Origin of the sequence: Bradyrhizobium sp. SZCCHNS3016, from assembly GCF_032484535.1 — a bacterium.
Classification (GTDB): Bacteria; Pseudomonadota; Alphaproteobacteria; order Rhizobiales; family Xanthobacteraceae; genus Bradyrhizobium.
This window is the reverse complement of the sequence record NZ_JAUETE010000009.1, coordinates 171,463-190,048: the sequence shown is the minus strand read 5'-3', so window position 1 is coordinate 190,048 and position 18,586 is coordinate 171,463. Positions and strand designations below refer to the sequence as shown.

Here is an 18,586-nt window from a genome sequence, read left to right as displayed (position 1 = left end):
CTGTTCCATGCCGGCGATCAGGAACGAATGCTGGACACCGCTTGTTGAAAGATCATGACAGGCAGAGACACCCGCGACCTGCGCTCCGGCGCCTACGACCCCGTCAGCAAGGACGGTCTGCCGCAGTCGCACCAGGTCAAGGACAAAACGACGCCCCGCCAGCAGGAGCAGTGGGGCGCCGACGTGCGGGCCGAGCCGTTGCCCGGCACCGAGCCGGTGCTTCCGGAAGGGCTCATGCGCGAGCGGCGTGGTCCGCTCAATCGCAATACTGGTCGCCGCGACACTGACTAGTGCGAGGCGACCCAGCGCGCCTACTTCGCCGCGATCACCATGATCTCGACGGTGTATTGCGGCGCAGCCAGCTTGGCTTCGACCGTGGCGCGCGCCGGGGTATTGCCGGCCGAGACCCAGCCATCCCACACGGCGTTCATTTCGCCGAAGGTCTTGATGTCGGTGAGGTAGATCGTCGCGGACAACAGCTTCGACTTGTCGGTGCCGGCCTTGGCGAGGTGGCCGTCGATGATCGAGAGAATCTCCTCGGTCTGCTTGGTGACGCTTTCACCGGCCGTCTTCTGCGCGACGACTCCCGCGAGATAGACGGTATTGCCGTGAACCACGACCTGGCTCATGCGCGGGCCAATTTCGAAACGCTGGATCGACATCGAAGAACTCCTCAAAAGGTCAATTCGGGGCTTCTCCCTAGCGCGTGCGACGCGGCGACGCCAGTCGGCTGAACGGCCACTTTCGCCAGCTTGGAGCATGCGACCTTGCGTTGTCGACCGCGCCGCGGCACACGGACCGCGGGGCGTTTCACGATGACCCGGCCTTGTCGCGCTGCAAAGCGGGCTTGCCCATGGGGCAGGCAAAGGCGGGGCGTTTTCCGCGCTTGCACAGATATTTGAGACATGAAACATTCTCCGCGAGGTTCCTTTTTGAAATGGCGGAGGGGCGTGATGCGGAAACGGTTGATGCTGGCGGCACTCGCGGCGATGGCTTTGGTGACGAGCGCGGGGCCGACATTCGCACAGCAGACGATCCGCGTCGGCTGGACCATCCCGGCGGAAGAATCCAAATACTGGATGATGAAGCGGCCGACCGAATTTCCGGATCTCGGCAAGACCTACAACATCGAATGGACCCAGTTCCAAGGAACGGCACCGATGACGCAGGCGCTCGCCGCCGGCGCGCTCGACTGTGCCACGCAAGCGCCGCTGTCACTGGCGAACGGCGTCGTCGGCGGCGGCCTCAAGGCCTACATCGTCGCCCAGCACGTCTATGAGAAGCCGGGCGGCTTCTCGGTCTACTGGGCGGTCAAGGACGATTCCCCGATCAAGACCATCGCCGATCTCAAGGGCAAGACGGTCGGCATTTCCGTGATCGGCGGCGGCACGCAAGGGCCGTTCAACATGCTGCTGAAGCAGGCCGGGCTCGATCCGGCCAAGGACATCAAGCTGGTCGAAGTCGGTTTCGCGGTGTCGGAGGATGCGCTGCGCCAGGGCCGTGTCGACGCCGTCAACATGAATCAACCCTTTGCCGCGCGCGCCGAGGCCAAGGGCGGCACCCGCAAGCTGTTCTCGCTGTCCGAGGCGATGCCGAACATCGTCCACATCCTCGAGGCCTGTCGCGCCGATTTCGTCGACAAGAACCCGGAGCTGGTGAAGGCCTATGTCCGCGACATCACCGCCGGCATGAAGAAGGCGCTCGCCAATCGCGACGAGACCTTGAAGGTGGTGTCGGAGGTCATGAAGGCGCCGGTCGCCGTGATCGACACCTATCTGCTGAAAGATAATGATTTCGGCCGCGATCCGGTGGCCGCGCCGAACTTCCCGGCGATCCAGAAGATGCTCGACATCTACGCCGAGACCGGCATGCTGCCGAAGCTCGACGTCGCCCAGTTCAAGCATCCCACGATCGTCGCGCCGATCCAGTAGGCGGCTTCACGCGGAGCCTTGTCGATGAGGAAGCTGCGATCGCGTGTGACGGTGGAAGGGCTCGATCGCGCTCCGCACCGGGCCTTCATGCGCGCGATGGGGCTGGACGATACCGACATCGCCAAGCCGATGATCGGCGTCGTTAGCCAGAAGGGCGAGCAGACTCCCTGCAACATGACGCACGATTTCCAGGTCGATGCGGCGAAGACGGGCGTCTCCGAAGCCGGCGGCACACCGCGGGAATTCGCCACCGTCTCGGTCTCCGACGGCATCAGCATGAACCATGAGGGGATGAAGTTCTCTCTGTTCTCGCGCGAGCTGATTGCCGACTCCATCGAGGCCGTGGTCCATGGCCTGGCCTATGACGCGCTGATCGGCTTCGGCGGCTGCGACAAGACCCTGCCCGGCGTCATGATGGGCATGGTCCGCTGCAACGTTCCGTCGATCTTCATCTATGGCGGCAGCGCGCTGCCCGGCAAGTACCGGGGCAGGACGCTCACGGTGCTCGACTCGTATGAAGCGGTCGGCAGCTACATGACCGGCGAGATCGATGCACAGACGCTCGAAGGCATCGAGCGGACCTGCCTGCCGACCATCGGCGCCTGCGCCGGGCAGTTCACCGCCAACACCATGGGCATGCTGTCGGAGGCGATGGGCCTGTCGATGCCCAACGTCTCGATGATCCCCGGAATCTATGCCGAGCGCGCGCACGTCGCGCGGCAGGCCGGACGCATGATCATGCAGATGCTCGCGCGTGGCGGCCCGCTGCCGCGCGACATCGTGACCCGGAAGGCGCTGGAGAACGGGGCGGCCATCGTCGCGGCTACCGGCGGCTCCACCAACGCCGCGCTGCATCTGCCGGCGATCGCCAATGAGGCCGGCATCCGCTTCACCCTCGACGATGTCGGTGAGGTGTTCGCGCGCACGCCGCTGATCGGCAATCTCAGGCCGGGCGGCAAGTACACGGCGAAGGACGTCTACGACATCGGCGGCGCCGCCGTGGTGATCCGCGCGCTGATCGAGAGCGGCCACATCGACGGCTCCTGCATCACTGTCACGGGCCGCACGCTGGCTGATGAATACGGCTCGGCCAACCCGCCGGACGGCGAGATCGTCTTCAGCCCGGCCAAGCCCATCATGGCGGATGGCGGCGTGGCTGTCCTCAAGGGCAACCTCGCGCCCGACGGCGCCGTCATCAAGATTGCCGGCCTCAAGAACCTCGTGTTCGAGGGCCGCGCGCGGGTGTTCGAGGACGAGGAGGCCTGCGTCGCTGCGGTCCGCGCACGCAACTATCAAGAGGGCGAGGTGCTGATCATCCGCAACGAGGGTCCGGTCGGCGGTCCGGGGATGCGCGAGATGCTCGGCGTCACCGCGCTGATCTATGGCCAAGGCATGGGCGAGAAGGTCGCGCTGATCACCGACGGCCGCTTCTCCGGCGCCACCCGCGGCATGTGCATCGGCTATGTCTCGCCGGAAGCCTTCGTCGGCGGTCCGCTGGCGCTGGTGCAAGACGGCGATCCGATCCGTATCGATGCCAAGGCGCGCACGCTCGATGTGCTGCTTGATGACGTTGAGCTGGCTTCGCGCCGCAAGCACTGGACGCAGCGGCCGCCGCGGCACCGCGCGGGAGCGCTGGCGAAGTATGCGAAATTGGTCGGGCAGGCGCCGCTCGGCGCCGTCACGCATGAGGGACCGGCCGAATGGCCCTGGTTCGATCAGGAGCAGCAATGAGCGGCGCGCGTGGGACGATTGTCAGGGTTCTTGCTAATCTTTCCAGGTCCCCGTCATTCCGGGGCAATCGTCGAGGCGCAGACGCGAAGCGGATGCGCTTCGATGATTGAACCCGGAATCTCGAGCTTGTTGAGCATGACGCAAGGCAATCTCGAGATTCCGGGTTCAAGGCCTTTCGGCCTTGCCCCGGAATGACGGCGGATGTGGTTTAAAACGATCGTCTGCGGCAGTCTTCATGCCTGATATCACGGAGCCTCTAAGCGTGCTGCATCGGAAAGAGAAGCCGACATGGGCGTGACCCCGATCCGACCCGGCCAGCTCGCGGGCACTCCGCTCGGCCGCCGCGCGGCCACGCCGATCATCGAGATCGATCGCGTGTCGCAGGTGTTCAAGACGTCGTCGCGCCGCGACCACACCGCGCTGTCGGACATTTCGCTTTCGGTCGGCGAGGGCGCCTTCGTCTCCATCCTCGGGCCCTCCGGCTGCGGCAAGTCGACCTTGCTCTACATCGTCGGTGGCTTCGTCAGCCCCACCAAAGGCACGGCGAAGATGAAGGGCAAGCCGATCACCGGTCCCGGCACCGATCGCGGCCCGGTGTTCCAGGAGTTCGCGCTGTTTCCCTGGAAGAGCGTGCTCGGCAACGTCATGTACGGTCCGCTGCAGCAGGGCAAGAAGCCGGCGAAGGCCGAGGCGCTCGCGCGGACTTTGCTCGCCATGGTCGGCCTCACCGGCTTCGAGAAGTTCTATCCCAAAGAGCTGTCCGGCGGCATGAAGCAGCGCGTCGCGCTGGCGCGTACGCTGGCCTATGGTCCGGAGGTGCTGCTGATGGACGAGCCGTTCGGCGCGCTCGACGCGCATACGCGCACGCGGCTGCAGAACGACCTGCTCGACATCTGGGAGCGCGACCGCAAGACGGTGCTGTTCGTGACCCACTCGGTCGAGGAAGCCGTGTTCCTGTCCGACAAGGTCGTGATGATGTCGCGCTCGCCTGGCCGCATCCGCGAGGTGATCGACATCGACCTGCCGCGGCCCCGACGCCGCGAGGAGCTGCTGCTGGATCCGCGCTACCAGAAATACATCGTCGACATCGAGCGCATGTTCGACGATTCCGGTGACAACGAGCTGCCGTCATGAACGGCCTGCTGAAGCCGCTTGCGCCGGTGCTGGCTTGCTGCGGTCTGCTGCTGGCGTGGCAGCTCGCCTCGCTCGGGCTGAAGAACGACAGCTTTCCGACCGCGCTGGAATCGCTGCGTGCGATCCCGCCGATCCTCACCGACAAGGACGCCCTGATCAACATCCTGGCCTCGCTGCGGCGGATGGCGATCGGCTTCGCGCTGGCGCTTGCGTTCTCGATTCCGCTCGGGTTGCTGATGGGGCGCAGCCGGTCGACCGCCGCCTTCTTCAATCCGCTGCTGATGCTGATCTACCCGGTGCCGAAGGCGGCGCTGATGCCGATCATCATGCTGTGGCTCGGCGTCGGAGACATCTCCAAGACGCTGGTGATCTTCCTCGGCGTCAGCCTTCCGGTGATCTACCACAGTTTCGAGGGCGCCAAGGCGGTCGAGGAGAAGATGCTGTGGTCGGGCGCGGCGATGGGGCTCTCGGCCGGCGAGCGGCTGCTGCGCATTGTCCTGCCCGCGGCGCTTCCGGAGATCCTCACCGGTTGCCGCACTGGAATCGTGCTGGCGCTGATCACGATGGTGACGAGCGAGATGATCGCGCGGCAATCCGGCGCCGGCAACATCCTGTTCAACGCGCTCGACATGGGCCAGTACGACACGGTGTTCGCGATGATCATCATCATCGGCGCCATGGGCATCTGCCTCGATGCGGCGTTCGAGGTCGTCAGGCGCTGGCTGGTGCGCTGGTCCGAGCCGCAGTTCGACATGCCGCTGAGCTTCTCATGACGCGCACCTCCAACGACATCCTCCTTGGCGCCGCGCCGATCGTGCTGGTCCTGCTGCTGTGGCAGGGGCTTGTGTCGTTCGGCTATGCGCCGCCGACCCTGCTGCCGCCGCCGGGGCAGGTGTTTTTGCGGATGGCCCAGCAGCTCACCAGCGTCACCTTCCAGCAGGACATCGTGGCGACGCTGTTCCGGCTGTTCGCGGGCTTTGCGATCGCCGTGGTGCTCGGTGTTTCCCTGGGAATTGCCGCTGCGGTGAGCCCGCCTGTCAACGCCGCCGTCAAGCCGATCGTGCGCGTGCTGGCGCCGCTGCCGAAGGTCGCGCTCTATCCGGCGTTCCTGCTGCTGCTCGGCTTCGGCCACGAATCCAAGATCATGCTGGTGGCGGCGGACGCGCTGTTTCCGATCCTGCTGTCGACCTACTACGGCGCGACGACCGTCGAGCAGAAGCTGATCTGGTCGGCGCTCGCGGCCGGCACGCCGCCGCGCGACGTGCTGTGGAAGGTGGTGCTGCCGGCCGCGATGCCGTCGATCCTGACCGGCTGCCGCATCGGCCTCGTGATCTCCTGCATCGTCGTGTTCCTGGCCGAGATGATCACCTCGACCGACGGGCTCGGCCACGTGCTGGTGACCGCCGCGCGCACCTTCCAGGCTGTCGACATGTTCGTGCCGCTGATCACGATCTCGCTGCTGGGTCTCATTCTCAACGCCCTGCTGCAAGGCCTGCGCGCTTATCTGCTGCGCGGCTTTCCCTCAGTCTGATAACAACACAACGACAATCGGGAGAACGACCATGCTGGCGGATCGCATCGAGGCGAAATGGATCGACGCATTCTGCGAGATCTTCGAGCGCTGTGCCGTCAAGGCGGGTGACACCGCCGCGATCCTGTCGGAAACGCAGTCGCGCGCCCTCAACGTCCACCTTGCGGAGTTGGCGCTGTTGCGGATGGGGGCGCGTCCGTTCCATGTCGTGGTGCCGACCCCGCGCAACAAGCATCCCGTTCCCGTCCGTTCGACCGGCGCGTCGGAGGCGATCGGCAAGCTCGGGCCGGTGGTCTCAGCGCTGCAGCAGGCCGGCTTCGTCGTCGACTGCACCATCGAAGGCTTGATGCATGCGGTGGAGACGCCGGAGATCCTGAAAGCCGGCGCACGCATTCTGGTGATCTCCAACGAGCACCCGGAGGCGCTCGAGCGCATGGTGCCCGACTCCGCGCTGGAGAAGCGCGTGCGCGCCGCCGCCAAGATGCTGCGCGGCACCAAGCGGATGCGCGTGACCTCGAAGGCCGGCACCGATCTCGACGTGATCATGGAGGGCGCCTCCACCGTCGGCGTCTGGGGCTGGACCGACCGTCCCGGCACGCTCGCGCATTGGCCGGGCGGCATCGTCGTCAGCTTTCCCAAGAACAGATCGGTCAACGGCACCATCGTCATGGCGCCGGGCGACATCAATCTCACCTTCAAGCGTTATCTGAGTTCGCCTGTCACGATGACCCTGCGCGACGACTACGTCACCGATCTGGCAGGCGAGGGCGCCGATGCCGCGATGATGCGATCCTATCTCGCCTCCTGGGGCGACCGCGAGGCCTACGCGGTGTCGCATGTCGGCTGGGGCATGAACCCCGGCGCGCGTTACGAGGCGCTGACCATGTACGACCAGCGCGACACCAACGGCACCGAGCTGCGCGCCGTCCCCGGCAACTTCCTGTTCTCCACCGGCGCCAACGAATTCGCCGGCCGCTACACGGCAGGTCATTTCGACCTGCCGATGATGGGCACCACGATCGAATTGGATGGTGTGGCCGTGATCAAGGAGGGCGTGCTGCAGGACGTGTTCGGATAATTCTCCGGGTCGTCGCTCGCGAGTGAGCGCCACGGCGGCAGTCTACTCCCCTCCCCGCAAGGGGGAGGGGAGCGCACCGTCACATGAGGGGCAGGTCGCCCCACAATGGCGAAGCGTCCGCGATGCAGAATCGCGTCGAGCGAGTTCTGAAAAAAATAATTCACTTGCCATTTTTCGGAAATTGTGGTTCTCTCTCCCCATCCCGCCTCACCGCAGAGGGGCGTTGCGCGCGATCGTCACGACACGCGAGGTGGGGATGCGATGGCCGCGAGAGATCGCAGCGTCCTCTCGCGAGGGCGCGGACGAACGATCGATTGCGGACGTGAAGTCGCAGCGTCCTGACACCCCGAAGCTGGTGTCCAGCGCAATGCGGAAGCATTGTCGCCATGGTGGCCAACAAGCCCGGCGCACCAGGGAGACTGCGTATAAGCGTGAAGCCCATCGCGCAGGGAAGGCCGGGTGTTTCCGGCTGCACCTGTGGTACCTGCCGCCTGCATTCTTTTTCGCAGGCGGGCCGCAGGCGTCAGCCGACGCCTGGCCTTCCCTGCGCCCTCTGCATACTTGCGAGGGACAAAGTGATAGCAGGCCTCGGGCGCAACGCGCCGCGAGAACGAGGCGCCATGCCGGCCGCTGTTTGACCCGTGTATCCGATCTAGCCCACCGCGGTCGCCGCGGCGTCTCACCACGCTGCCTTGCCTGACTGAGTGCGTTCACTCGGCGGTGCTGTGCGATACAGCGCCCTCTCCCCTTGTGGGAGAGGGCATCTCCGACCTATCCACGCACGCGATCGGGTGAGGGGTATCCCTCCGCGAACGATGCGCGTGGACGCATACCCCTCACCCAACCGAGTCTTGACGGGCTGTCCTCGATGCCCTCTCCCACAAGGGGAGAGGGCGCATTCACGGGCACTCCGTTTATCATCCATCTTCGCTACGATGATGAGTTATATCCGCGAGAAACCCACAGCCGCGCCGCCGTAGGGTGGGCAAAGCAACCGCCCGCAGGGCGGTTGCGTGCCCACCGTCCATCCGTGCATGCGGAGCGAAACGGTGGGCACGGCGCGCGATGGAGCGCAGCATGCGGTGCGCAGTGCTGCCTGCGCGCCTTTGCCCACCCTACGGTCGCGAGGCCGGGACGACAGCGGTGATGTTGATGCAGTCGAGAAGGAAGACTATGCGCCACGCGACGATCAGCCTCGCTGCGTGCTCAATCCACAACCGGCGGCCGGGCGAGCTTGAAGTGACGCAGCATGTCGACCAGCGCGCCGAGCCGCTGCTCGCGATAGGCTGCGACATCCATACCGGAATAATCGAGGAATCCGGCGCCGGTGCGCAGGCCGATGCGGCCCTCTGCCATGTTGCGCTCGATCACCTCGGGCGCGCGATAGCGGTCGCTGTGGAGCGCGCCCTCGAGATAGCGGCTGGCGTAGTAGAGGATGTCGCCGCCGCCCCAGTCGATGAATTCGAGCAGGCCGAGCACGGCGTAGCGGAAGCCGAAGCCGTAGCGGATCGCCTTGTCGATCTCCTCGGCGCTGGCGACCCCTTCGCCGACCATGCGCGCCGCCTCATTCATGGCGAGCGCCTGGATGCGCGGCACGATGAAGCCCGGCGTGGCCGCGCAGACCACCGGGACCTTGCCGATGCCTTCGAGCAGCGCCTTCAGCCGCGCGGTGACAACGGGGTCCGTCGCCTGGCCCGGCGAGATCTCGACCAGCGGGATCAGATAGGCCGGGTTGAGCCAGTGCGCATTCAGGAAGCGCTCAGGGCGCTCCACCGCACCGGAGAGATCGTCGACCAGGATCGTCGAGGTCGTCGAGGCGATGATCACGTCGGGCGCGACCGCGCGCGACGCTGCCCCGAGCACCTCGCGCTTGAGGTCCACGATCTCCGGCACGCCCTCGAACACCAGGGTCGTCTGCGCCAGCACATCGCCGCTCGCGCTGGCCGGCGCGACGGTGATTTTGCCCATCAGCTTTTCGGCATCGGCGGCCTGCAGCATCCCGAGCCGCGCCAAGGTCGCGAACGTCGCGCCGACCTCGCCGAGCGCGTCGCGCTCGAGCCCGGCGAACTCCTCCGGCGTGCGCGACTTGATGTCGATCATCGTCACGGGATGGCCGGCATAGGCGAAGGCCACGGCGATGCCGCGGCCCATGCGGCCGGCGCCGAGGCAGGCGATATGACCGCGCGCGCTCATTGAGCAAATCCATCACGCAGCAGCGCCTGCAGCGCGGTCCGGTCGAGACCACCAAGGCCGAGGCGGGCGAGCGTGCGTCCCGTTGCCATGAAATCCTCGCGGCAGATCGCACCGCCGATGGCCAGGAAGGCGCGGGCGAGCGGCGTCGGCGTGCCGCTCAGCTCGGCGGCCGAGATCAGGAACGACAGGCCGAGCCTGAGATCCTCGCGCATGTAGCGGTGCTGCGTCAGCACGAGCTGCTCGCGCCAATCGCCGGAATCGGTGAGCCGGTCGTGCGAGCCGCGGCCGTACATCCAGATCTCGCCCTCCTTGGCGTAGTGATGCGCCAGCGGAAAATGCGGCGCGCCGTAGCCGAGCGCTTCGCGCACCGCAATCCGCTCCGCATCGAGCGCATCGGTGACGCGGCGGATCGAAGGTTGCGTGCCCTCCTTGTGGATGTCCCAGCGCTCGAAATGCTCGATCGGACCTGCATTCATCACGATCAGCGGCGGATGGATGATGCAGCCGGCATTCATCAGCGCGCCCGACAGCGCGTCACCACAGGGCTCGATCACGCCGGGGAAGGCGCGGCCGATGACATCGAGCGCATGTGCGGCCGTGTTCAGCGGAAACACGCCGACCGGCAGCCGCTTGGCCCGGATGGTGATCGCGACCTCGAACGGGCCGTGCTTGCGCGTCAGCCAGGGCAGCGTGCCGGTCTCGGCGTAGCTGACGTTGGCTTGATTGCCGGCATCACGCGCGGCCGTCGCGAAGATCATCGTGCCGAAGGTCGCCGGCGGCAGGAATACGACCTGACCGTCGACGAGATGCGGCGCAAGTTGGTGCGCGATGGCTGCCTGCGCGAAGGCCGGTGCCGGGCAGAGGATCAGCTCGGCGCCATAGACGGCCTCGCCGATATCCGTCGTGACCAGCGCCAGCCTGGCCTCATGACGGCCATTGACGTCCTTGACGATGATCGACGAGTCCGCCATTTGATGCTGCGCGACAGCGTCCGCATCGCGGCGCCACAGCCGGACCTCGTGACCTCCGAGCGCGAAATCGCCTGCCGCCGCAAAGGAGCCATTGCCGCCGCCGAGCACTGCAATTTTCAAGAGCGCGTCTCCATGCCGATCATTTGGGGCCATCGATCTGGCGCAGCAGATGGTGCTGCACCTTGCCGAGCGCGGTGCGCGGCAGGTCGTCGACGAAAACGATGTCACGCGGCACCTTGAAGCGCGCGAGCTGCGACTGCAGATGCGCCCGCAAGGTCTCCGCGTCGAGCGCACAGCCCTGGCGCTTGACCACGAAGGCGACGGGCACCTCGTCCCAGCGCGGATCGGGCCGGCCGATCACGCCGCATTCGACGACGTCGGGATGCTCGCTGAGCACGCGCTCGATCTCGGCCGGATAGACGTTCTCGCCGCCGGAGATGATCATGTTGTTCTTGCGCTCGAGCACGAAGAAGTACCCCTCCGCATCGCGCTGGGCGATGTCGCCGGTGCGGTACCAGCCGTCATGGATCGCCTGCTGCGTGGCTTTGGCGTTGCCCCAATATTCGAAGAACAGATTGGGCCCGCGCACGGCGATCTCGCCCGCTTTGCCCGCCGAAAGCTCGTCGCCGTCCTTGTCGATGATCTTGGCTTCGCAGCACAGCCCGGGCAGGCCGGTCGAGCCTGCGCGCGAGAGGTCGCCGCCGAGCCGTGTGTAGACCGCGATCGGGCAGGTCTCGGTCGAGCCATAGACCTGCAGCACCGGCACGCCGCGCGCGGTGATGCGTTCGATCAGCGCCGGCGGCACGATGCTCGATCCGGTCGCAACAGCCCTGAGCGAGGACAGGTCCGTCGCGTTCCAATCGGGATGCTCGGTGACGGCCTGAATGGTTGCCGGCACCAGCACCGTCAACGTCGGCCGCTCGTTGACGATCGCCGCCAGTGTCGAATCCGGCGTGAAGCGGGCGTGCAGCGTAACGGTGGCGCCGTGATGCAGCGCCGGCGTGGTCTGGATGTTGAGGCCGCCGACATGGAACAGCGGCAGCACCGTCAGCACGTGATCGTCGGAGGTGAGGCCATGCATGTGCTGGCTCATCACCCCATTCCACAGCAACGCCTCCTGGCGCAGCACCGCGCCCTTCGGCCGGCCCGTGGTGCCCGAGGTGTAGACGATCAGCAGCGGGCAGGAGAGGTCGATGTGCGGGTTGCGATCATCGCCGTGACCGCGGCCCAGCAGATCGTCGATCTGCAATCCGTTCGACGGCGAAAAGTCGATGCCGACCGGCACGGTCTCCGGATGGCTCTCGGCGAGCGCCGGCAGCACCGGCGCGAACGCCTGCTCCAGCACCAGCACCTTGGCGGCAGCATCCGAGAGAATGAAGACCTGCTCGGCCACCGCCAGCCGCCAGTTCAGCGGCACCAAGATCGCGCCGAGTCGCGCACAGGCATAGAGCAAGACCAGATAGTCCGGCCGGTTGAGGCTCAAAATCGCGACGCGGTCGCCGCGTCCGACGCTGAACTCGGATTTCAGCGCCCGCGCTGTCCGCGCTATGCGCTCGCTGAAATCGGCATAGCTCAGCGTCCTGCCTTCGAAGTGGATCGCCGGCTTGTCCGGCGTGAACGCCGCGTTGCGCTCGATCAGGCTGCAGAGGTCCACGGTCAGTCGTCCGTCTCGCCGGGCTCGTACAGTGCCTCGCGGCCGATGCGGTCGAGGCACAATTCCGCGGTCCAGGGCAGCATCAGGGAACCGCAGCGGCTGTCGCGATAGATGCGCTCCAGCGGCAGCGTCTTCAGCATCGATTGCCCGCCGCAGGTGCGGATGGCGAGCGCCGCCAGATCGTTGGCGCCCTCCATCACCGAGTACTGCGCCGCATAGGCGCGCAGCACCTGCTCCTTGCTCGGATTGGCTCGCGCCTCGGTGACGGCCTGGAACCAGATTCCCTTGATCTGCTCCAGCTTGATCTGCATCTGCGCGACCGCGATCTGCTTGGTCGGGTACATCCGCCGCTTGACCGGCGGCATGCCCGGCACCTCACCGCGCAGATATCTGACGGTGAAGTCATACGCAGCCTGCGCCAGCCCCATATAGGTCGGCGACAACGTCATGAACATGTGCGGCCAGCGCATCGCCGCCTGGAAATAGACGCCGCGCGGCATCAAGGCGGCGTCCTCCTCGACGAAGACATCCTTGAAAAGCAGCGTGCGTGACACCGTGCCGCGCATGCCCAGCGGATCCCAGTCGCCGACGACAGAGACGCCCTCCGTTTTCGCCGGCACCGCGAGATAGAGCGTGTTGCGGCGGGACGCCTTCTCGCCCTCGCTGACCTCGGTGCATAGCACACCATAATAGTCCGCGTGTCCGGCGAGCGAGGCGAAGATCTTCTTGCCGTTGACCAGCCAGCCGCCCTTGACCGGCTTGGCCTCGGTACCGAACGCGACGCCGCCCGCCGCCGCCGCGCCACCCTCCGAGAACGGCTGCGAATAGATCGCGCCGTCGTCGACGATGCGCTTGTAGTGGATCGCGCGCCGCCGCTCGTGCTCGGCGCGGACGTCCTCGTCCATGTCGAGATCGTCGGCGAGCGGTCCGGACCATAAGGTCGAGCAAACGTGCATGTTCCAGGTCAGCGCGGTGGCGCCGCAATAGCGACCGATCTCGGCGGCGGTGAGTGCATAGGTCTGGTAGCCCGCACCGAGGCCGCCGAGAGCCTTGGGAACGGAGATGCCGAGCAGGCCCGCGCGATGCAGGTCCTTGTAGTTCTCAGTCGGAAAGCTCGCCTCGCGATCCCAGGTCGCGGCGCGGCCCCCCAGCACGCTCTGCCCGAGTTCCCGGGCCCGTGTGATGATGTCGGCCTGCTCGGCCGTGAGCCGATATGCGGCCGGATCGAACATCGGCGCATCGAGGGCTTCGCCGGAGGCCATCGCCGTCTTCTGGACCGGGATCGTCATCATCTCTCCGCTGTCGCTGGTGTTGCATGTGTCGTCAGGAACGTATCGAGTGCGGCGTTGAACTCGCCGGGCCGTTCGAGATTGACGAGATGGCCGGCGCCCTGAAGTTCGACGTAGTCCGACGAGGGAATGAAGCTCGCCATCTTCTCCATCATCGGCGCCGGCGCGTTGCGATCCTTCGAGCCCGAGAGCACCAGCGTCGGCACCTTGATGTCCTTCAAGGCTTGTCGCCGGTCGAAACCGAGCAGGGCCAGCATGCTGGCGCGATAGCTTGCCTCGGGTACGCCGGCCATGCAGGAGGTTGCAATTTCAAGGCCGCGCGGATCGGCATCGTCGCCGACCAACTCCTTGACCAGGTCCGGCGCCAGCGACGCCATCGTCGCGCCCCGATCGAGCGGTCCGAGACGCGCCTCGATGAACGACCTCTGCCAGTCGCCGTCGGCCTTGCCGAAGGCCGGGCTGGTCTGAGCCAACACCACGGCCGACGCGGCCTGCGGATGCGTCGTCAACCATTCCTGTACGATCATCCCGCCGATGGAATGACCAACGAGGATCGGCTGCTTGGCGCCGATCTGGCTCAGGAAATCTTGAAGCGCAGCGGCGAGCGTGGTGATGCTGGCCGTCTCGAGCCGGGCGGATTGGCCATAGCCGGGCATGTCCCAGGCCACCGCATGGCGGCGCTCGCCGAAATAGTCGAGCTGACCGCGCCAGGCGCGTGCCGCGCCGCCGATGCCGTGCAGGAACACCACGGTCTGCCGCTCGGGCGCCCCCGATGCCTCGTAGCCGAAGCGGCCGTCCTTCGTGGTGGTGATTTGCGACGCAGGCACGCAGACCTCCGAGATATGCCTGATACCGCTACGCTGCTCGCTCCAGGCCCTTGAACGCTAGTCGCGGCAACCGGGGTGTCAAGGCGCTTCGGGCGTGTTGTTGCAAAAATTTGAAGTTTAAAATAACTTCGAGGCCGCGATCGTATTGCAAGAGATGAGGAGGCGCGCGTGTCGGGATTGCCTGCAGCTGCGCACGCGATGGTGACGGGCGGCGGACGCGGCATCGGCCGCGAGATCGCGCAAGCCCTGAAGCTTGCCGGCGCAACCGTGACGATCGTCGGGCGCAACGGCGCAACGCTCGATGAGGCGATCGCAGCCGGCTGCGCCGATTACGCCGCCATTGCCGATGTTGCCGATCAGGCCGCGCTGAACGCGGCCGTTGCCGCCGCTGTTGCGCGCCAGCCGATCGACATCCTGATTGCCAATGCCGGAAGTGCCGAGTCAGCCCCGTTCCTGAAATCGGATGCCGCGCTGTTCCGTCGCATGATCGACATCAATTTCATGGGTGTCGTGCATGCCGTGCAGGCAGTGCTGCCGGCGATGAGGGCAAAGTCCTATGGCCGCATCGTTGCGGTCGCGTCGACGGCAGGGCTCAAGGGCTATCCTTACGTCAGCGCCTACACCGCAGCGAAGCATGCTGTCGTGGGCCTGACGCGCTCGCTCGCGCTGGAGCTGGCTGCGACGCGCGTGACGGTCAACGCAGTCTGCCCAGGCTTTACCGATACCGATCTCGTCGCCGACAGCGTGGACAACATCATGAAGAAGACCGGCCGCAGCCGGGAGCAGGCGATCGCCGAGCTTGCCAAGCATAATCCTCAGGGGCGGCTCATCATGCCGCAGGAAGTTGCTGATGCCGTGCTGTGGCTGTGCGGCAGCGGTGCCGGTGCGATCACGGGACAGGCGATCGCTGTGGCCGGCGGCGAGGTGTAGACCGTAACGCCCAACGATAAGATTTGAAGGAAGGAAGCTGACATGTCGAGACACGCCAATCCCGTCACCGTGCCGTTGGCGGACTACAAGCCCAGCCATTTCCTGCTCGCGGTCAAGGATCGCGTCGCGACCGTGACGTTGAACCGGCCCGAGCGCAAGAACCCGCTGACCTTCGAGAGTTATCGCGAACTGACCGACTTTTTCCGGGCCTGCGCGTTCGACGATGACGTCAAGGCGATCGTCGTGGCCGGTGCAGGCGGCAATTTCTCGTCCGGCGGCGACGTGTTCGAGATCATCGGTCCGCTGGTGAAGATGGACACCAAGGGTCTGACCGCCTTCACCCGGATGACCGGCGATCTCGTCAAGGCGATGCGGGCCTGTCCGCAGCCGATCGTCGCGGCGGTCGAAGGAATCTGTGCAGGCGCTGGCGCGATCGTTGCGATGGCCTCCGATATCAGGCTGGCTGCAACCGGTGCCAAGGTCGCGTTCCTGTTCAACAAGGTCGGCCTTGCCGGTTGCGACATGGGGGCCTGCGCGATCCTGCCGCGCATCATCGGTCAGTCCCGCGCGTCCGAACTGCTCTACACTGGCCGGTTCATGAGCGCGGAGGAGGGCGAGCGCTGGGGCTTCTTCAGCTGCATCGTCGTCCCCGCCGACGTGCTGGCGCAGGCCGTGGTGTTGGCAACCGAGATTGCGAACGGCCCGACTTTCGCCAACACGATGACCAAGCGCATGCTGGCGATGGAATGGGCGATGTCGGTCGAGGAGGCGATCGAAGCCGAGGCAGTTGCCCAGGCCTTGTGCATGACGACGGAGGATTTCAACCGCGCCTTCGAGGCCTTCGCGGCCAAGTCGAAGCCGGTCTTCCAGGGCAATTGACAAGCGGAGGGAACCGAAGGGGCTTGCCAGGAGATATTTTAGGGTTAAAATAATTTCGGTTGGCTCGGCACTCCAGCGGAGGCGCTCATGAAGATCGCGATCATCGGCGGCGGACCCGCCGGTCTCTATGCGGCGATACTGCTCAAGAAGCAGCGGCCCGGCGCCGACATCACGGTCTACGAACGCAACCGCGCCGACGACACGTTCGGCTTCGGCGTGGTGTTCTCCGACGCCACGCTCGACAATTTCGAGAAGCACGATCTGCCGAGCTACCAGCGGATCACCCAGGAGTTCGCCTACTGGGATGATATTGCCGTGCATTTCCGCGGCACGGTCCACCGGGTCGGCGGCAATGGTTTCTGCGGCTGCTCGCGCCGCACGCTGCTGCGAATCCTGCAGGAGCGAGCGCGCGAGCTGGGCGTGACCCTGCAGTTCGAGGTCGACCTCGAGGACGAGTCGCAATTCGCTGATGCGGATCTCCTGATCCTGTCTGACGGCATCAACAGTCGTTTCCGTCAGAAGTACGTCGATCACTTCCAGCCGGAGGTGGATCTGCGCGCCAACAAGTTCGCGTGGATGGGCTCGACCAAGCCGCTCGATGCCTTCACCTTCATCTTCCAGGAGACCGAGTGGGGTCCGTTCATCGCGCACGCCTACCAATACGAGGCGGGGCACTCGACCTGGATCTTCGAGACGGATCCGGAGACTTTTGAGCGGGCCGGCCTGACCGGGCTCGACGAGCGGCAGTCCGCCGACCGCATGAAGGAGATCTTCGGCTGGTTCCTCGGCGACCATCCGCTGCTGATCAACCGCTCGATGTGGCGCAATTTCCCGATGATCCGCAACAAGCGCTGGGTCAAGGACAACATGGTGCTGCTCGGCGACGCCAAGTCGACTGCGCATTTCTCGATCGGCTCGGGCACCAAGCTTGCGATGGAGGACGCGATCGCGCTGGCTGACGCCACGCAGCGCGCGCCCAACATTCAGGCGGCGCTCGATCTTTACGAGCATGGCCGGCGCGAGGAGGTCGAGAAGACCCAGCACGCCGCCGACGTGTCGCTGGTCTGGTTCGAGCACGTCGACCGCTTCTGGGATTTCGATCCAGTTCAGTTCGCGTTCGGCGTGATGACGCGCTCGAAAGCGATCACCTACGACAATCTCACTCTGCGCGCGCCGGACTTCGTGGCCGAGGTTGACAAGGCGTTCGCGCGGCAGGTTCGCGCCAAGGGCTTCGACGCCGACGTCGAGAAGCCGGTCGCGCCGATGTTCCAGCCGCTCAAGCTGCGCGAGATGACGATCGCAAATCGCGCGGTGCTGTCGCCGATGTGCATGTACTCGGCAGATGAAGGCGTGCCCAGCGATTTCCACCTCGTGCATTATGGTTCGCGCGCGATCGGCGGTGCCGGTCTGTTGTTTACCGAGATGACCTGCGTCAGCCGCGAGGCCCGCATCACGCCCGGCTGCGCCGGTCTGTGGAACGACGCGCAGGAGGCCGCTTGGATGCGCATCGTCGATTTCGTTCACGCCAACTCGCAAGCCAAGTTCGCGCTGCAACTTGGCCATGCCGGACGCAAGGGCGCGACCAAGCTGATGTGGGACGGCATGGACCGGCCATTGGAGCAGGGCGGCTGGGACATCGTGTCGGCGTCGCCATTGCCGTATTTCCCGGACAGCCAGGTGCCGCGCGAGCTCGACCGCGCGGCGATGGATGCGATCAAGGCCGACTTCGTCGCTGCGGCCGAGCGTGGCAACCGCTGCGGATTTGACATGCTCGAACTGCACTGCGCCCACGGCTATTTGCTCGCGAGCTTCATCTCGCCGCTGACCAACAAGCGCACCGACGACTATGGCGGCACGCTGGAGAACCGGCTGCGCTTCCCGCTCGAAGTGTTCACGGCGATGCGCGCGGCGTGGCCGGCGCACAAGCCGATGTCGGTGCGCATCTCGGCGACCGACTGGGCCGAGGGCGGCATCACCGGCGACGACGCGGTGCTGATCGCCCGCGCCTTTGGCGAGGCGGGCGTCGATCTCGTCGACGTCTCGACCGGTCAGACGGTGCGCGAGGCCAGGCCGATCTATGGCCGCATGTTCCAGACGCCCTTCTCCGATCAGGTCCGCAACGAGGCCCATGTCGCCACCATGTGCGTCGGCAACATCACCTCGGCCGATCAGGTCAACACGATCCTCGCCGCCGGCCGCGCCGATCTCGTCGCGCTCGGCCGTCCGCATCTGGTCGACCCCGCCTTCACGATGAAGGCCGCGGCCTGGTACGGCGCCGACATGTTCTGTCCGCCGCAATATCTGCCGGGCAAGGAGCAGATCTTCCGCAACAGCATCCGCGATCGGCAGGATTTCGAGGAGCTGAAGATTAAGGGTAAGCCGAAAACGCGGGCGGAGCTGAAGGCCGAGGCTGCGAAGCCGCTTGCGGCGGAGTGAGC

At 65.7% G+C, this 18,586-nt stretch carries 16 protein-coding genes; 10 read left to right on the top strand and 6 right to left on the bottom strand.

From position 1 onward, the window contains the following. Window positions 1–54 precede the first annotated feature (54 nt). Window positions 55–291, top strand: a complete 237-nt coding sequence (locus QW881_RS18745; RefSeq protein ID WP_315741100.1) for a hypothetical protein — start codon at window positions 55–57, stop codon at window positions 289–291. 20 nt (window positions 292–311) lie between these two features. On the opposite strand, the gene QW881_RS18740 is transcribed toward QW881_RS18745, so the two are convergent. After that, complete coding sequence (locus QW881_RS18740; RefSeq protein WP_315741101.1) at window positions 312–662, bottom strand: RidA family protein; 351 nt, start codon at window positions 660–662, stop codon at window positions 312–314. 291 nt (window positions 663–953) lie between these two features. Between QW881_RS18740 and QW881_RS18735 the strand changes: the two genes are divergently transcribed. The 6 genes from QW881_RS18735 (at window position 954) to QW881_RS18710 (ending at window position 7,405) form a co-directional block, all read left to right on the top strand. Beyond that, on the top strand, window positions 954–1,931 hold the full coding sequence (locus tag QW881_RS18735; RefSeq protein ID WP_315741102.1) for an ABC transporter substrate-binding protein: 978 nt from the start codon (window positions 954–956) through the stop codon (window positions 1,929–1,931). A 24-nt stretch (window positions 1,932–1,955) separates the two neighbouring features. Continuing rightward, window positions 1,956–3,662 (top strand): dihydroxy-acid dehydratase, encoded by a 1,707-nt coding sequence (ilvD, locus tag QW881_RS18730; RefSeq protein WP_315757998.1) that lies wholly within the window; start codon window positions 1,956–1,958, stop codon window positions 3,660–3,662. Window positions 3,663–3,950: 288 nt separating this feature from the next. Continuing rightward, the gene (locus QW881_RS18725) at window positions 3,951–4,796 is read left to right on the top strand and encodes an ABC transporter ATP-binding protein (RefSeq protein ID WP_315757997.1); all 846 of its coding nucleotides are present in this window, start codon (window positions 3,951–3,953) and stop codon (window positions 4,794–4,796) included. Further along, entirely contained in the window at window positions 4,793–5,569 is a 777-nt protein-coding gene (locus tag QW881_RS18720) for an ABC transporter permease (protein ID WP_315757996.1), read from the top strand. Before QW881_RS18725 ends, QW881_RS18720 begins: the two co-directional genes overlap by 4 nt. Further along, entirely contained in the window at window positions 5,566–6,327 is a 762-nt protein-coding gene (locus tag QW881_RS18715; protein ID WP_315757995.1) for an ABC transporter permease, read from the top strand. Before QW881_RS18720 ends, QW881_RS18715 begins: the two co-directional genes overlap by 4 nt. A gap of 31 nt (window positions 6,328–6,358) precedes the next feature. Beyond that, entirely contained in the window at window positions 6,359–7,405 is a 1,047-nt protein-coding gene (locus QW881_RS18710) for a peptidase M29 (RefSeq protein WP_315757994.1), read from the top strand. 1,206 nt (window positions 7,406–8,611) lie between these two features. On the opposite strand, the gene QW881_RS18705 is transcribed toward QW881_RS18710, so the two are convergent. Genes QW881_RS18705 through QW881_RS18685 form a run of 5 tightly spaced genes read right to left on the bottom strand, consistent with a single transcriptional unit; the run spans window position 8,612 to window position 14,339 of the window. Then, window positions 8,612–9,598, bottom strand: a complete 987-nt coding sequence (locus QW881_RS18705; RefSeq protein WP_315757993.1) for a 3-hydroxybutyryl-CoA dehydrogenase — start codon at window positions 9,596–9,598, stop codon at window positions 8,612–8,614. Then, a complete protein-coding gene (locus QW881_RS18700; protein ID WP_315757992.1) occupies window positions 9,595–10,689 on the bottom strand; it encodes an NAD/NADP octopine/nopaline dehydrogenase family protein in 1,095 nt (364 codons plus the stop codon). Before QW881_RS18700 ends, QW881_RS18705 begins: the two co-directional genes overlap by 4 nt. A gap of 19 nt (window positions 10,690–10,708) precedes the next feature. After that, on the bottom strand, window positions 10,709–12,223 hold the full coding sequence (locus QW881_RS18695; RefSeq protein ID WP_316158985.1) for a long-chain fatty acid--CoA ligase: 1,515 nt from the start codon (window positions 12,221–12,223) through the stop codon (window positions 10,709–10,711). A gap of 2 nt (window positions 12,224–12,225) precedes the next feature. After that, entirely contained in the window at window positions 12,226–13,512 is a 1,287-nt protein-coding gene (locus QW881_RS18690) for an acyl-CoA dehydrogenase family protein (RefSeq protein ID WP_315757990.1), read from the bottom strand. After that, on the bottom strand, window positions 13,512–14,339 hold the full coding sequence (locus QW881_RS18685) for an alpha/beta hydrolase (RefSeq protein ID WP_315757989.1): 828 nt from the start codon (window positions 14,337–14,339) through the stop codon (window positions 13,512–13,514). The genes QW881_RS18690 and QW881_RS18685 overlap by 1 nt, the downstream gene beginning before the upstream one ends. Window positions 14,340–14,507: 168 nt before the next feature. Here QW881_RS18685 and QW881_RS18680 point away from each other — a divergent pair, with 168 nt between their 5' ends. From QW881_RS18680 to QW881_RS18670, 3 genes are all read left to right on the top strand, one after another. Further along, window positions 14,508–15,269, top strand: coding sequence for an SDR family oxidoreductase (locus QW881_RS18680; RefSeq protein WP_315757988.1), 762 nt, complete (start codon window positions 14,508–14,510; stop codon window positions 15,267–15,269). A gap of 42 nt (window positions 15,270–15,311) precedes the next feature. Further along, entirely contained in the window at window positions 15,312–16,148 is an 837-nt protein-coding gene (locus QW881_RS18675) for an enoyl-CoA hydratase family protein (RefSeq protein ID WP_315757987.1), read from the top strand. Between the two features lie 87 nt (window positions 16,149–16,235). Continuing rightward, complete coding sequence (locus QW881_RS18670) at window positions 16,236–18,584, top strand: bifunctional salicylyl-CoA 5-hydroxylase/oxidoreductase (protein WP_315757986.1); 2,349 nt, start codon at window positions 16,236–16,238, stop codon at window positions 18,582–18,584. Window positions 18,585–18,586: the final 2 nt, after the last annotated feature.